The sequence below is a fragment of the Flavobacterium sp. genome (genome assembly GCF_043779715.1).
Classification (GTDB): domain Bacteria; phylum Bacteroidota; class Bacteroidia; order Flavobacteriales; family Flavobacteriaceae; genus Flavobacterium.
In genome coordinates this window covers 1-14,830 of record NZ_JAYWDT010000204.1, presented here as the reverse complement: position 1 = coordinate 14,830, position 14,830 = coordinate 1, and the positions used below count along the sequence as shown (strand labels likewise).

Genomic DNA, 14,830 nt, shown 5'->3' with positions numbered 1-14,830 from the left:
CAGAACTAGCAAAAACCAGTTTCAGAATCAATAAAATCATAATTTATCCCAACTATGGTATTAATGCCGATAGCTTGAGTGTGGCATCAGATTCGATTGTAAGGTATAAAGATTTTACGATTATCGACAATGAAAAACTATTTGAACCTCGCGTTTTTGACCGCGTATTGTATTTTAGAAAAAACGATTTATACAACCGTACCAATCATAACTTATCCTTGAACAGATTGGTTAATTTGGGCACTTTCAAGTTTGTAAAAAACCAATTTATAGTTGCTGATACCATTGGTAATTATTTAGATGCCTATTACTATTTGACTCCATTAACAAAAAAATCGGTGCGAGTTGAAGTTTTAGCCAAAACAAATTCTGCCAATTATACGGGTACTGAATTGAATGTTAATTGGAGCAACCGAAACACTTTTCGTGGTGCTGAATTGCTTACTATTTCGGCTTTTGGAGGTTTTGAAGTACAATTATCCGGCGAAAAAAACGGTTTCAATGTATACCGATTTGGTTCTGAAGCCAATTTAATTTGGCCCCGATTTATATCACCTTTCAAAATAAAGTCTTCTAGTGGTTTTGTGCCAAGAACAAAAGCAACTTTGGGTTATGAAAATCAAAACCGGATTAAATTGTATTCGTTGCAAACTTTCAAAGCAGCGTTTGGTTATATATGGAAAGGAAACGAACGAACAGAACACCAATTGAATGTCACGGAAATCACTTTAGCAAGTCCGCAGAATGTTTCTGATTTGTATAACGAACAAATTGCTGCCAACGAAAGTTTGAGAAAAGTGGTGGAGAAACAGTTGATTTTTGGCCCCACCTATTCTTATATGTATACGAATACTATGCAGAAAAGAAAGAAAAACACTTTCTTCTATAAGGGAAGTATTGATTTATCAGGGAATGTTACGGGACTTGTTACGGGTGCGAATATCAAAAAAGGGGACACTATTAAAATCTTCAATATTCCTTTTAGTCAATATGTGAAAATACAAAACGAGTTCAAGCACAATTACAAGCTGACTAAAACATCACAAATTTCAAGCAGAATTATCATGGGAGCCGCTTTCGCCTATGGCAACTCTGACGAAATTCCTTTTAGCAAACAGTTTTTTATTGGAGGCACCAATAGTTTGAGAGCTTTTCGTTCAAGATCATTAGGTCCGGGAACGTATAATGGTTTCAACGATGCCAGCACGTTTTTACCAGATCAATCCGGTGATGTTAAATTAGAAATGAATACCGAGTACCGAGCCAATATTTACCGATTTATCAACGGTGCTTTGTTTGTAGATGCAGGAAATATTTGGTTATTAAACAATAATGTCAACAAACCAGGTTCAAAATTTTCTTCAAAATTTCTTGATGAGATTGCCGTTGGTGTGGGTGCTGGTTTGCGTTTTGATTTTTCTTTTCTGGTATTAAGAACCGATTTGGCTTTCCCCATTCGGAAACCTTATCTACCAGAAGGACAAAGATGGGTATTGGATAAGGTGAGTTTTGGAAGCAGTGCTTGGTTAAAAGATAATTTGGTTTTTAATTTAGCTATTGGCTATCCTTTTTAAATGGAAAAGAAAAAATTGTATGAGAAAAATAGTTATATATTTTTTCTAAAAAACCTTTCATTAAATATAACAACAGAAATCAAAATCAAAGAATACGAAATAATTTGAGTTGCATTTATTTCTTCTTTAAAATAAAAAATAGCTAATACGAAATTTATCATCGGATTGGTATACATCAAGATACCAACTGCTGAAGAATTCATACCTTTCAGTGCAAACAAGTTTAAAAATAATGGAATAATTGTAAACAATACTACGATTACAATCATTAGAATATAAAATATTGATTCTGTTGGCGTTTCTCCTCGATAAACAGGAAAAAATGGTAACAAAACTAGTGATGCTATTAGCAATTGAACTGTTAATACTACAAACCTATCAAACTTATTGTTTTTTCGTTGACTTATTAAATATAAGGCAAAAGAAATGGCAATTACCAAACTATAAATAAGCCCATTTAAATCTCCGTAAGATAATATTCCGCAACTAATCACACACAAAAACACCGAAAACCATTGCCATTTACTCAGCTTTTCTTTCAGAATAAAATAAGCCAAAATGGTGGTTATAATAGGACAAATTAGATACGCAAATGATGCTGATTTTAGACTGACATGATTTAAGGCATACATAAACATAAACCAATTGAATATGAGTAAAAACCCACCCAGAATGGTTAGTGACAATGTTTTTATTTTCTCGCTTTTTTCTAAAGTAACAAATGATTGCCAATCGGTTTTTAGTTTTTCTTTCCTGAATAAAAGGTTGATGATTAGCAATAGTCCTGTGGCATAAAAAACCCTGTAAAACAGAATATCCAATGACGGATAATTATGTAACGGTTTTAGCGCTAAACTAAAAAATCCCCAAATAACAAAAGATGATAATGCCGATAAGTAATATTTGTTGATTTGCATACAATTATTTGGTTAAGGAATTGCTATATAACGTTGGATAATCAAACTTGGTTTCATCTAGTTCAAAATTCTTGCTGTAGCCTTTCCATGGTGAATTAGCAAAGAAATATAGGTTCCCATTGGATATTGTTCCCAAAGCTGGCTCATCAAATTCTGGACGATTGTGGTCTAGAACTTTAAAATTTGTGATTTCATTATTATGGTTTAATGAATATTGCATAATCCGGATTGGCTTTACTCCGTTATGAATGGCAAGCAATGAGTTTTTATGCCAAAGCAATCCATCAACACCTTTGACAGTAGTTTGTTTTGGAAATTTTAACCAATTTCTATCGCTTAGATTTTGCATTGAAATTTTTAAAATACCTTTTAAATAATCAGCAATAAACAGCTGAGATTCATCTTCGTTAAATGTCAATCCTTGCAAGTTAAATCCTTCTTTTTTCAAGTCCAACCAAACCGATATTTTATCGTTTGCGATTTTAAAAATAGTAGCCTCTCCACTATCTGAAATATAAATGTCTCCGTTTTTGGTGACAACTAAATCACCCAAAACATGATTCCCTTGCAATGGAAAACGTTGCAAAACTTTCTTTGATTTAACATCAATTTTAAGGATTTCAGATTGTTCTTCTAAATTCTTGTTATAGCCTTTCATTTCTGGCATTACTGAAGTTGAAACCCACAATATCTTTTCATTCTTATCCGCTTTCATAGCAAAAACAGAAAGTAAATTTTTATCAGTAAACCAATCGGTACATTTTCCAGTTTTCACATCAAAAGAAACAATTTTACGATTTCGAATACTGGATACCAACCAAGTTTTAGATTTATTTAAATAGAGTAATCCTTCAGGATGCAAGCTTTTTTCTGATAATGAAACTACTTTATTTGATGTTGAAACTAGAGTTTCTAATTCTGTTTTTAATGATACTAATTTCTTATATTCTTCTAAATTTTTAATTGATGCTAAATCATTTTCTGATTCAAAACCAATCTTATTATTCATCAAAAGACATTTTCCCAAAACTGAAATTGCTTCGTCAGTTTTTCCATTTAAAGCAAATGCACAAGCTAAATTATACGAATACGTAGGATGCGAAGGTCGCAAACTATCTAGCTTTTGGGTTAGTTGCAGGAATTCTGTAAAATCTTTCTTTTGATACGCTTGAACGCTTTGATTGTATATTTCCTTCTGAGATTGCGCAAAAGAAAAATTGGAAAACAAACAAACTAATATTAATTTTAAATAAAAGTGCTTCATAGGAAATAAAAAATTCGGAGTAAAAGTAACGAATTACCTTCTTCCGAATTTTAATATTAATATAACTTTAAGAATTTTATTAGTGGTTTAAGAATCAATTAAATTTGTGTTCAACACCTATTTTATGTCCTTTTATTGCAAAAAACAAAATATACAAATAACATGGAAGTATAGCAACATAAAAAGCAATATGAAATGGCATTCCTAATCCGCCATGAGCTGGTAAATCACTTAAATAACCATAAATTAAAGGCCAAATAGCACCACCCGCAATACCCATAATCATAATTGCAGAACCAGTTTTGGTAAATTTTCCTAAATGGCTAATTCCTAGCGGGAATATGGCTGGCCACATCAAAGAATTTGATAAACCCAATAAAGCGATAAAAATAACTGACAATTGAGAACTTGCAGTTAAAAATGCCAAAGTGCAAAATACAATTCCTAAAATAGCACAAATGCGTAATGCTTTTTGTTGAGAAATGTATTTTGGAATGGTAAAAATACCTATTACGTAACCTATTAACATACTAAATAATGTTAAAGAAGTTAAGTATTTAGCCGTATCCGGAGCAATTCCTAATGCTTTCCCGTACACTCCAATAATATCTCCTGCCATAACTTCCGCAGCTACATAAACGAAAATACAAAATGCTCCTAAAAACAAATGCGGAAACTGAAAGATAGATTTATGTTTTACAACTTCACCTTTTGTTTCATCGATGATATCTTCTTCAACCTCAACTTCTGGTAAATGAGTATATTTTATCAATAAAGCAAAAGCACAGAAAATAATAGCCAATACAATATAAGGTGTGTTTACTCTAGATAAAACATCTGTTAATATATTTTCTTTTTCTATTCCGGTTGCTGCTGCAATCTTTTTTTCAATTTCAGCTGCATTTTTTAAAAATAATGAACCCATAATTATTGGAACAATCATACCCGCAAATTTGTTGCAAATACCAGCTATACTTATTCTTTTTGCCGCACTTTCAATTGGACCAATAATGGTTAAATACGGATTTGCCGCTGTTTGCAATAAGGCTAAAGCCGCTCCTTGTATAAAAATACCTGCTAAAAATAGCGGAAAAGAACGTGTTTGTGCTGCGGGAATAAAAACTAAAGAGCCTAAGCCTAATATTAATAAACCAAATATAATTCCGTTTTTAAATCCTGTTTTTTTCAAAATCCATGAAGATGGCAATGCTAAAAAGAAATAAGCTATGTAAGAAGCAAAAGTCACAAAAAAAGCTTGGGTGTTAGATAAACCAAAAGACAGTTTGAAAAATGGAATCAAAGTACCGTTTGCCCATGTTACAAATCCGAAGATGAAAAATAAAGCTACTATGATTATCAGTGGCTTTGTTGTTTTGTTTGTTTCAGAAGTCATAAATAATAAAATTTAGTTTGATTTAGTTTCCTCAAATATAACAATATTGTTTAATTTTTCTTAAATCGAAGAATAAAGCTTTCATTAGTAATTAAAAATATTATTTTTGTTTAAAATTTATGACAATGAAATATTTCCTAACTATATTTATAAGTGTTTTATTATTAACTGGTTGCGATGATGGTGATTTAATTACCGAAAATTTCGTTTTTGAAAACGCAACAGTTCAAAAATGTAGTAATTCGAATGTTTTATACAAAATTAATGATGTAGAAGCTTTAATTTTTAACACTCCAGAAACTAATTTTCCAAATACCGAAACTGTAGTAAACACACCTAGAGTTGTATCTATTGGCGGTGCAACATCTTTAATTTACAGAAAATTTGCAGCAACAACCTCTACAAGTAATATTTGTGATACACCAACAATTCCTGTTCTAGAAGAATGGACAGTAACCGGCGGAACTGCCGAAATTACAACGACCAAAATTTTGGACACTAACGGAACTACTGTTGTTGCTTATAACCATAATATTGTTTTTAAAAACATAACATTTGTAACACCAAACAAACAAATTGTTTACGATTCGTACACTTTTGGAAGTTATAGAACCGAGATTATTAATTTAAATTTTGATTACTCTCTTGCTACAACACAAAATTGCGGAGGAAATAATTTAATCTTTAAATACAATAACACCAATGCTTTACTATTAGATGTAGATGCTTCGTTATTTGCTAATGTCGTAACTCCAGTTGGTTCGCCTAGAACTGCATTAATAAATACAACCAACAAAGTCGTTTATAGAGTTTATAACGGAAGTTTAAATACAAATTTCTTTTGTGCTGCCATTACACCATCTACTCCTACGCTTATCGAAGAATGGATTGCTCAAGATGGCGTGGCTGGAACTAGTGGAATCATAAGTGTAGAAACCGTTGCTGTCGATGCAACACACTTCAAACATACCATCACTTTGTACAAAACAACTTTCCAAAAAGGAGTTTTAACGTATATTTATCCAACGAATGATAATTTTGTTTTTGGTGAATATGTAACATCTTTATAAACTACCTTTCTTCTGAATAAAATAAACTTCAGTTGCGCCAACACCGTATTTCTGATAATTTGCATCTTGAAAAGTGATATTTTCGTAACGACCTAATAAAAAGTCGAGTTCCGATTTTAGCACACCCTCGCCTACTCCGTGTATAAAAACTACTTTTGGGATTCGGTTGCGAAGAGCAAAATCCATTTGGCGTTTTACAGTTTCGGTTTGAATGTTTAGAATATCATAATTACTCATTCCTCTTTTGTTGGGAACCAGTTTTTCGATATGTAAATCTATCTCGAGAACAAATTCTTCTTTTTTAGATTTTTTCTCCTTAACAAAACTTCTTGGTTTGGGAATTTCCTTTTCTTTTGCTACTGTTGAAAAATTAGTTTTAGAAATATTATTCATCAAATCGCTTGAAGATTCTATCAAAATAAGTTCTTTTTCGTTATAATCGAGTTCAAAACCATCTTCAGTTTCAATCGTTATTATTTTTCCGTTCACTTTTAGAACAACACCATTTATGGCATCGTCTAAAACCGAAATATTATCTCCTTTTGCAAACATTATTCTTCGTTATCTTGATTTTTACTGGGTGTTTTTGCACTTAATTTCATCATACCATAAAAGAATACAACTATTCCTATAACTTTTATCCAAAGACTTGGTTTTACGGTGTTTTGATTCCAAAATAATGCAATTGCAATTAGAACCATTAGTATGATGTATATGCTTTTTACTTTCATTTTTCTTAATTTATATCTCTTAATCTCAGTTGCAAAGTTACGTTTCCGTTCCATTCGTTTTCATCGATACAATATACTGCTTCAAACGGTTTTTTGTTGGATATACAATCTATTTTTTGTGCTAAATTAAACCCAATCGCAGCAAAACCTTCACTATTATCTTGTTTCACAAACAATCGTAAATGTTCTTCTTCCTTACCAAGAGTTTTAGGATAACCAGTATCTTTTATATTTTTTGAAATAAAAACTGGTGTCATATTTTGTGGTCCAAATGGTTCAAATTGTTTTAAAATTCTAACCAATTTTTCACTTATTGATGATAAATTAATTTCAGCATCAATAGAAATTTCAGGAATAAGCAAATCCGGATGAATACTTTCTTTTACAACTTCTTCAAATTTATTTTTGAAAGCATCGTAATTTTCTTCTTTCAAAGTCATTCCTGCAGCATACATGTGTCCGCCAAATTGTTCTAGATATTCTGCGCTAGATTCTAAAGCATTATAAATATCAAAATCCTTGACAGAACGTGCCGAAGCAGCTAGTTTATCTCCACTTTTTGTAAAAACAATCGTTGGTTTATAATGTGTTTCTATCAATCGAGAAGCTACAATTCCTATAACTCCTTTGTGCCAATCTTCTTGATAAACAACAGTTGTAAAATTATTTTCTTCTTTATTATTTCCTATTTGTTGCAACGCTTCAACAGTGATTTGTTTGTCTAAATCTTTCCTGTCGGCATTAAAAATTTCTATTTGTGATGCAAATTCTTCTGCCTGTGGCAAATCAAATTCTGTTAATAATTCGACTGCATAATTACCGTGCTTTATTCGTCCTGCAGCGTTTATTCTTGGTGCAATAATAAAAACTACATCGGTAATAGTGAGTACTTTCTTTTTTAAATTCTGACCCGAGACCGAAGGTCGAAAAGACGAAGTAATCAAAGCCTGAATTCCTGGCCTTGGATTTGTATTGATAACTTCCAGTCCAAATTTTGCTAAAACTCTGTTTTCACCAGTCATAGGAACAATATCGGCAGCAATTGCAGTGGCTACTAAATCTAAATACGGAATTAAATCTTCTATCGTTTGGTTTCGATTTTCACCTAAAGCTTGTATCAATTTAAAACCAATACCACAACCACAAAGCTCGTCATAAGGATAAGTACAATCATCTCGCTTTGGATCTAAAATGGCAACGGCTTCAGGCAAAAATGCTCCTGGACGGTGGTGATCACAAATAATAAAATCGATATTTCTATCTTTGGCATAAGCCACATGATCTATAGATTTTATACCACAATCTAGCGCAATAATAAGTGTAATACTGTTATCATCGGCATAATCGATTCCTTTAAATGAAATCCCGTAACCTTCATCGTAACGATCAGGAATATAAGTTGCTACGTTTTTGTAATAGGATTTTAAGTAAGAAGAAACCAACGAAACTGCAGTTGTTCCATCGACATCATAATCGCCAAAAACCATTATATTTTCGTTATTTACAATCGCTTTTTCTATTCGTTCGACAGCTTTATTCATATCTTTCATCAGATATGGATTGTGCAAATCATCAAAACTGGGACGAAAAAAAGTTTTGGCTTGTTCGTAAGTTTCAATTCCGCGTTGAATGAGCAATGAAGCTACAAAATCTTCAATATTTAAGGCTTGCGCCAAATGTTTTATTTTTTCTTCAGAAGGTTTTGGCTTGATTGTCCAACGCATAGTTAATCCAGATTATAAATTATATAGAAAAACAAATTTAGCTTAAAACATTGAATAATTTATAGTGAACAAAAAGTAAAAAATAATGAATTTTATTAAACTTAAAAATCAGTGAATCTCTAGCTTTTAATTATTAAATTTGCATTAAATTAAAAATATATCACACATGGATTTAATGGCAATGATGGGCAAAATGAAAGAAACCCAACAAAAAATAGAAGACACAAAAAAACGTTTAGACACCGTTCTTATTGACGAACAAAGCACTGACGGATTGCTTAAAGTGACTATCACTGCAAATAATGCAATAAAAAACATCTCGGTTAGCGATGCTTTGCTAGAAGACAAAGAACAATTAGAAGATTATCTTGTTACAGTAATAAACAAAGCTATCGAAAAAGCGACAAGAGTAAACCTAACCGAACTTGATGCAGTTACAAAAGTAGACATGCCTATGATTCCTGGTATGGAAGATATGTTTAAATAATTATGAATTGCGAATTATGAGTTTTTGATGCTCATAATTCGTAATTTAAATTTTCAGTTTTAAAAGGGTTTCCAATACATACTCATGCATTACTTGACGATAATCTAAATGCGTCACAATTCGCAATTTTCCGTATCCCATAGAACTGATATAAATTCCTTTTTCTTTGAGTTTTTCGGTAATTATTTTTTCGTCCAAATAAGGTTGGATAGAAAATATTAGAATATTGGTTTCTACAGGTTCTATTTGCGCTATCCAAGGTAGGTTTTGCAAAACTTGTGCAATTTCTCTTGCTCGACGATGGTCTTCTGCCAGACGTTCTACATGATTGTCTAAAGCATAAATTCCTGCTGCTGCTAAATAACCTGCTTGTCGCATTCCTCCACCAAAAATTTTACGAATTCTCAATGCTTTATGAATAGTTTTTGCATCAGAAACTAAAACTGAACCTATTGGAGCTCCCAATCCTTTAGACAAACAAACAGAAATACTATCGAATAATTCCCCAAATTGTGTTGGTGATTGTTTTTTTGCCACCAAAGCATTCCATAATCTGGCACCATCAAGATGGTATTTTAAATTATTATCTGCACAAACTTGCTTTATTTCTCGAAGTGGTTGCAAGTCATAACAAGCGCCTCCACCTTTATTTGTTGTATTTTCGATACTTACTAGACTCGTGAGTGGTGCATGGTAAAACTCTGGGTCGTTTATGGCATTTTTTACTAAATCGGCAGTAATCATACCTCGATTTCCATCGACAAGATTACAGGAAACACCACTATTAAAAGATGCTCCACCACCTTCGTAATGATAAATATGCGACCATTTATCGCAAATGATTTGCTCGCCAGGATTTGTATGTAATTTTATTGCTGTTTGGTTTGCCATAGTTCCTGATGGAAAAAATAAGGCACTTTCCATGCCAAACATTGCTGCAACTTTTTCTTCTAAAGCGTTGACAGTTGGGTCTTGTTTGTACACATCATCGCCTACTTTTGCAGTAAACATAGCGTTTAGCATTTCTTGTGTAGGTTTTGTTACGGTATCGCTAACTAAATTTATTTCCATATTTCGGGTAGAATTCTTACTTTTGATGCTTAATTATAGTTTACTGTTGATTTTTTTAGCCCCGATAGTAGTGGAAATCCTTTTGCTTTCTAAAGAAAAAAGCAAAAGATTAGAACGAATAGCGGGAATAGCTTCAAATAACTATTACAAAACTAAACAATTTTATGACAAATACCGAACAAATAAAAGGTATTGTGGAGCGTCTTGGTGCGTTGAGGAGGTATCTTTGACGTTGATGCAAAACTAATAGAGATTACAAACGAGGAAGAAAAAACCTTTGCACCCGATTTTTGGAATAACGCAAAAGCTGCCGAAATAATCGTAAAAAACCTGCGGTCGAAGAAAAAATGGGTCGAAGATTATAACAAAGCGGTCGAAATGGCCGACGAATTGCAATTGGCCTACGATTTTTATAAAGAAGGAGAACTTTCTGAACAAGAATTAGATGAGCAATATGAGGTAACAAATACTCATATTGAAGGAATCGAATTTAAAAACATGCTTTCGGACGAAGGAGATTCTTTGAGTGCCGTTTTACAAATTACGGCTGGTGCCGGAGGAACAGAAAGTTGCGATTGGGCAGAAATGCTGATGCGTATGTATATGATGTGGGCCGAAAACCAAGGTTATAAAATAAAAGAGTTGAATTTTCAGAAAGGTGATGCCGCGGGAATAAAAACCGTTACTTTAGAGATTGAAGGTGATTATTCTTTTGGTTATTTGAAAGGAGAAAATGGCGTGCATAGATTGGTGAGAATTTCCCCTTTTGATAGTAATGCCAAGCGTCATACTTCGTTTGCTTCAGTTTATGTTTATCCGCTGGTTGATGATACGATTGAAATTGAGATTAATCCTGCTGATATTGAGATTATAACGGCTCGTTCTAGTGGTGCTGGTGGACAGAATGTAAACAAGGTGGAAACCAAAGTACAACTGACACACAAACCGACTGGAATTCAGATTCAGTGCTCAGAAACACGTTCTCAACACGATAATAGAAATCGAGCGATGCAAATGTTGCGTTCGCAATTGTATGAAATTGAACTCAAAAAACAACAAGAGCAACGCAACGATATTGAAGCCGGAAAAATGAAAATAGAATGGGGTTCTCAAATTAGAAACTATGTAATGCAGCCTTACAAGTTAGTGAAAGATGTGCGAACGGGCCACGAAACTAGCGATGTAGATGGTGTAATGAACGGGAATATTGATGCTTTCTTAAAGGCATATTTAATGAAAATGGGACAGAAAGAAGAGTAATTTAAGTTTATTATATAGAAAAAGGTCTGAAAATTTCAGACCTTTTTTTTATTATATTTATTGAAAACTTATTACTTTATATATTCTATTTTTTGAGCTTCTTCAAGATTTATGCTGTCAAAGAAACCTTGAGCATTCATCCATTCGTCACTAAATACTTTACTCATATAACGAGAACCGTGATCTGGAAAAATAGCAATTACATTACTGTTTTCGTCAAATTCTCCTTCTTCGGCATATTGCAAAATTGCTTGCATGACCGCTCCTGAAGTATATCCTACAAAAAGCCCTTCGGTTTTTGCGATATTTCTTGTCATGTGTGCACTCTCTTCATCGGTAACTTTGACAAACTTATCAATAATATCAAAGTCAGTTGCTGTAGGAATTAAGTTTTTACCTAATCCTTCTATTCTGTATGGATAGATTTCGTCGTTATCGAATTCTTTAGTTTCGTGGTATTTTTTTATCACAGAACCAAAAGCATCAACACCTAAAATTCTAATATTTGGATTTTGTTCTTTTAAGTATTTGGCAGCACCAGAAAGTGTTCCTCCTGTTCCTGTACAAGCAATTAAATGTGTAATTTTTCCTGAAGTTTGTTCCCAGATTTCTGGACCAGTAGTTTTATAATGTGCTTCAATATTCAAATCATTAAAATACTGATTAATATATACTGAACCTTTTGTTTCTTCATGTAAACGTTTTGCTACATTGTAATACGAACGTTCATCATCGGCAGAGACGTGAGCTGGACAAACATAAACTTTGGCTCCCATACTACGCAACATATCTATTTTATCGGCTGAAGATTTAGAACTTACTGCAAGTATACATTCATACCCTTTTATAATACTAACCATTGCCAAGCTAAAACCTGTATTACCAGATGTAGTTTCTATAATTGTATCGCCAGGTTTTAGTATTCCCTGCTTTTCTGCTTCTTCGATAATATATAACGCAATTCTGTCCTTAGTAGAGTGTCCCGGATTAAAGGCTTCCACTTTAGCATAAAAATTACCTTTTAATTCTTCGGTGATTTTATTGATTTTAATAAGTGGTGTATTACCTATTAGCCCTAAAACGTTATCGTAAGCTTTTATTTCTTGTTTCATATATATTGTAATCGTGGCTTATCTTTTGAAATTTATATCACTCCAAACTCTGCAAATTTATAAAAAAAAATCTAACTACCTTTTAATTCCTTCTAAATCTAACAAAAAACTAAATTCTTTTGCAACTTCCTTAAGCGATTCGAAGCGTCCCGATGCGCCACCGTGACCTGCATCCATATTTGTGTCAAGATAAAGTAAACTCTCATCTGTTTTTAAAGTTCGTAATTTTGCTACCCATTTTGCTGGTTCCCAATATTGCACTTGCGAATCGTGAAGTCCTGTGGTTACTAACATATTTGGATATTTTTGCGCTACAATATTGTCATAAGGCGAATAAGATTTCATATAATCATAATATTTTTTCTTGTTCGGATTTCCCCATTCGTCATATTCTCCCGTTGTTAATGGTATAGAATCGTCCAACATCGTGGTAATAACATCTACAAAAGGTACTTGTGCTATGATTCCGTTATACAATTCTGGTGCCATATTTATTACTGCTCCCATTAATAATCCTCCTGCCGATCCTCCTTCAGCATATAAATGCTCGGCTGAAGTATACTTTTCTGAAATTAAATATTTTGAACAATCTACAAAATCGGTAAATGTATTTTTCTTTTTTAATAATTTTCCGTCTTCATACCATGGCCTTCCCAAATCTTCACCTCCACGAATGTGTGCTATGGCAAAAACAAATCCTCGATCTAAAAGACTTAATCTTGTTGTCGAAAATGTGCAATCCATCGAATATCCGTATGATCCGTAAGCATATTGCAAAAGCGGATTGCTTCCGTCGAGCTTCACTCCTACTTTATGAATGATCGAAATTGGAATTTTTGTTCCGTCATTAGCGGTAGCCCAAATTCTTTTTTCAATATAGTTATTTTTATCGAATTTTCCGCCTAAAACTTCTTGTTCTTTTTTAATTTCTTTGGTTTTGGTTTTCATGTTAAAATCGATAACCGAAGATGGGGTCGTTAACGATTGATAACCATAACGAAGAATTTCAGTATCAAAATCGACGTTAGCACCTGTTGCTGCCGAATATGTTTCACTATCGAAAGGCAAATAATATTCTCCTTTTCCGCTCCATGGCATAATTCTTATTTTGTGCAAACCATTTTCGCGTTCTTCAACGACTAAATAATCTTTAAAAATTTCGATATCTTCTAACAAAACGTCTTCTCTGTGGGCAATTACTTCTGTCCAATTTTCTTTTGATGTAGCTGTTTCTAAAGTTTTCATCAATTTAAAATTCTCGGCTTCGTCCTTATTGGTCATAATATAAAAACTATCGCCGTAATGATTGATGCTGTATTCTAAACTGCGAACACGTTTTTGGAACATTCTAAATTTTCCGTCAGGATTATCGGCTTCGAGAATCTGATATTCGGTTGTGAGCGTGCTTCCAGATTCGATTGCTAAATATTTTTTAGATTTCGATTTGGCAATATCTACATTATAAGTTTCGTCTTTTTCAAAATAAACCAAAACATCTTCCGAAGATTTTGAGCCTAATTTATGTTTAAAAATCTTGTCCGAACGCAAAGTAACGGCATCTTGAGTAGAATAAAATATTGTAAAATTATCGTTTGCCCAAACTGCCGAACCCGACGTATTTTCTATTTTATCCGATAAAATTTCGTTCGTTTCTAGGTTTTTTATTTGAATGGTATAAATTCTTCTTCCTACAACATCTGAACTAAAAATCGCCAATTTATTATCTGGACTAACACTTAATCCTCCCAATTGAAAATAAGTTTGTCCTTTTGCCATTTCGTTACAATCGAACAAAATTTCTTCTTTTGCTTCTAAATTTCCTTTTTTACGAGAATATATTGGGTAATCCTGTCCTTTTTCGAAGCGAGTGATATAATAATAACCGTTGTACAAATAAGGAACCGATTGGTCATCTTCCTTAATTCTAGACTTCATTTCTTCGAATAATTCAGCTTGAAAAGCCTTTGTATCGGCTGTCATTTCGTTATAATAATCGTTTTCTTTGTTCAGATAATCAATTACTTCTGGATTTTCACGATCGTTGAGCCAATAATAATTATCGATACGAATATCTTTATGTTTTTCTAAAGTATGTGGTTTTATGGTTGCTAAAGGAGCTGTTATTTTTTTAGACATTTTTATATTTAATTTGGATGACAAAAATAGCGAAAGTTATATTACAAAACATCTAAACTTCCTTTTCCTTCACGAATAACTTCTGGTTCAT

General features: G+C 32.8%; 13 protein-coding genes. 4 read left to right on the top strand and 9 right to left on the bottom strand.

All coding sequences use genetic code 11. The features are described 5' to 3' along the window. Window positions 1–1,574, top strand: a 1,574-nt coding sequence (locus ACH2BG_RS09850; protein ID WP_395047522.1) for a BamA/TamA family outer membrane protein, incomplete at its 5' end; no start/stop codon positions are given. A gap of 32 nt (window positions 1,575–1,606) precedes the next feature. On the opposite strand, the gene ACH2BG_RS09845 is transcribed toward ACH2BG_RS09850, so the two are convergent. The 3 genes from ACH2BG_RS09845 to ACH2BG_RS09835 all read right to left on the bottom strand — a co-directional run bounded on the left by ACH2BG_RS09845 (window position 1,607) and on the right by ACH2BG_RS09835 (window position 5,148). Further along, the gene (locus ACH2BG_RS09845) at window positions 1,607–2,491 is read right to left on the bottom strand and encodes an EamA family transporter (RefSeq protein ID WP_395047521.1); all 885 of its coding nucleotides are present in this window, start codon (window positions 2,489–2,491) and stop codon (window positions 1,607–1,609) included. Window positions 2,492–2,495: 4 nt separating this feature from the next. Then, window positions 2,496–3,755, bottom strand: coding sequence for a TPR end-of-group domain-containing protein (locus tag ACH2BG_RS09840; protein WP_395047520.1), 1,260 nt, complete (start codon window positions 3,753–3,755; stop codon window positions 2,496–2,498). Window positions 3,756–3,849: 94 nt separating this feature from the next. After that, complete coding sequence (locus ACH2BG_RS09835; protein ID WP_395047519.1) at window positions 3,850–5,148, bottom strand: sugar MFS transporter; 1,299 nt, start codon at window positions 5,146–5,148, stop codon at window positions 3,850–3,852. Between the two features lie 125 nt (window positions 5,149–5,273). Here ACH2BG_RS09835 and ACH2BG_RS09830 point away from each other — a divergent pair, with 125 nt between their 5' ends. Further along, entirely contained in the window at window positions 5,274–6,218 is a 945-nt protein-coding gene (locus tag ACH2BG_RS09830; RefSeq protein ID WP_395047518.1) for a hypothetical protein, read from the top strand. Here the strand turns inward: ACH2BG_RS09830 and ACH2BG_RS09825 are convergent. From ACH2BG_RS09825 to recJ, 3 genes are read right to left on the bottom strand one after another with little or no spacing between them, the layout of a single operon-like run. Continuing rightward, window positions 6,213–6,770 (bottom strand): Smr/MutS family protein, encoded by a 558-nt coding sequence (locus ACH2BG_RS09825; protein WP_395047517.1) that lies wholly within the window; start codon window positions 6,768–6,770, stop codon window positions 6,213–6,215. The genes ACH2BG_RS09830 and ACH2BG_RS09825 overlap by 6 nt on opposite strands. Next, window positions 6,770–6,949, bottom strand: a complete 180-nt coding sequence (locus tag ACH2BG_RS09820) for a hypothetical protein (RefSeq protein WP_395047516.1) — start codon at window positions 6,947–6,949, stop codon at window positions 6,770–6,772. Before ACH2BG_RS09820 ends, ACH2BG_RS09825 begins: the two co-directional genes overlap by 1 nt. Before the next feature lie 5 nt (window positions 6,950–6,954). Continuing rightward, the gene (gene recJ, locus ACH2BG_RS09815; protein ID WP_395047515.1) at window positions 6,955–8,673 is read right to left on the bottom strand and encodes a single-stranded-DNA-specific exonuclease RecJ; all 1,719 of its coding nucleotides are present in this window, start codon (window positions 8,671–8,673) and stop codon (window positions 6,955–6,957) included. 166 nt (window positions 8,674–8,839) lie between these two features. On the opposite strand from recJ, the gene ACH2BG_RS09810 reads away from it, so the two are divergent. After that, entirely contained in the window at window positions 8,840–9,160 is a 321-nt protein-coding gene (locus ACH2BG_RS09810; RefSeq protein WP_395047514.1) for a YbaB/EbfC family nucleoid-associated protein, read from the top strand. Window positions 9,161–9,205: 45 nt separating this feature from the next. On the opposite strand, the gene ACH2BG_RS09805 is transcribed toward ACH2BG_RS09810, so the two are convergent. Next, the gene (locus ACH2BG_RS09805) at window positions 9,206–10,231 is read right to left on the bottom strand and encodes a threonine aldolase family protein (RefSeq protein ID WP_395047513.1); all 1,026 of its coding nucleotides are present in this window, start codon (window positions 10,229–10,231) and stop codon (window positions 9,206–9,208) included. 164 nt (window positions 10,232–10,395) lie between these two features. Between ACH2BG_RS09805 and prfB the strand changes: the two genes are divergently transcribed. Next, window positions 10,396–11,491, top strand: a protein-coding gene (gene prfB / locus ACH2BG_RS09800) for a peptide chain release factor 2 (protein WP_395047512.1) whose coding sequence is annotated in 2 segments (ribosomal slippage) — window positions 10,396–10,458 and window positions 10,460–11,491 — 1,095 coding nt in all. Because the reading frame shifts where the segments join, the coding sequence is not laid out codon by codon here. A gap of 71 nt (window positions 11,492–11,562) precedes the next feature. Here the strand turns inward: prfB and ACH2BG_RS09795 are convergent. Then, window positions 11,563–12,603 (bottom strand): PLP-dependent cysteine synthase family protein, encoded by a 1,041-nt coding sequence (locus ACH2BG_RS09795; protein ID WP_395047511.1) that lies wholly within the window; start codon window positions 12,601–12,603, stop codon window positions 11,563–11,565. Window positions 12,604–12,678: 75 nt separating this feature from the next. After that, the gene (locus tag ACH2BG_RS09790) at window positions 12,679–14,739 is read right to left on the bottom strand and encodes a S9 family peptidase (protein WP_395047510.1); all 2,061 of its coding nucleotides are present in this window, start codon (window positions 14,737–14,739) and stop codon (window positions 12,679–12,681) included. Window positions 14,740–14,830: the final 91 nt, after the last annotated feature.

Coding starts and splice junctions, on each gene's coding strand:
- ACH2BG_RS09805 (WP_395047513.1), bottom strand. CDS start 10,231: ATGGAAATAAATTTAGTTAGCGATACCGTAACAAAACCTACACAAGAA.
- ACH2BG_RS09790 (WP_395047510.1), bottom strand. CDS start 14,739: ATGTCTAAAAAAATAACAGCTCCTTTAGCAACCATAAAACCACATACT.
- ACH2BG_RS09795 (WP_395047511.1), bottom strand. CDS start 12,603: ATGAAACAAGAAATAAAAGCTTACGATAACGTTTTAGGGCTAATAGGT.
- ACH2BG_RS09825 (WP_395047517.1), bottom strand. CDS start 6,770: ATGTTTGCAAAAGGAGATAATATTTCGGTTTTAGACGATGCCATAAAT.
- recJ (WP_395047515.1), bottom strand. CDS start 8,673: ATGCGTTGGACAATCAAGCCAAAACCTTCTGAAGAAAAAATAAAACAT.
- ACH2BG_RS09830 (WP_395047518.1), top strand. CDS start 5,274: ATGAAATATTTCCTAACTATATTTATAAGTGTTTTATTATTAACTGGT.
- ACH2BG_RS09835 (WP_395047519.1), bottom strand. CDS start 5,148: ATGACTTCTGAAACAAACAAAACAACAAAGCCACTGATAATCATAGTA.
- ACH2BG_RS09810 (WP_395047514.1), top strand. CDS start 8,840: ATGGATTTAATGGCAATGATGGGCAAAATGAAAGAAACCCAACAAAAA.
- ACH2BG_RS09840 (WP_395047520.1), bottom strand. CDS start 3,755: ATGAAGCACTTTTATTTAAAATTAATATTAGTTTGTTTGTTTTCCAAT.
- ACH2BG_RS09845 (WP_395047521.1), bottom strand. CDS start 2,491: ATGCAAATCAACAAATATTACTTATCGGCATTATCATCTTTTGTTATT.
- ACH2BG_RS09820 (WP_395047516.1), bottom strand. CDS start 6,949: ATGAAAGTAAAAAGCATATACATCATACTAATGGTTCTAATTGCAATT.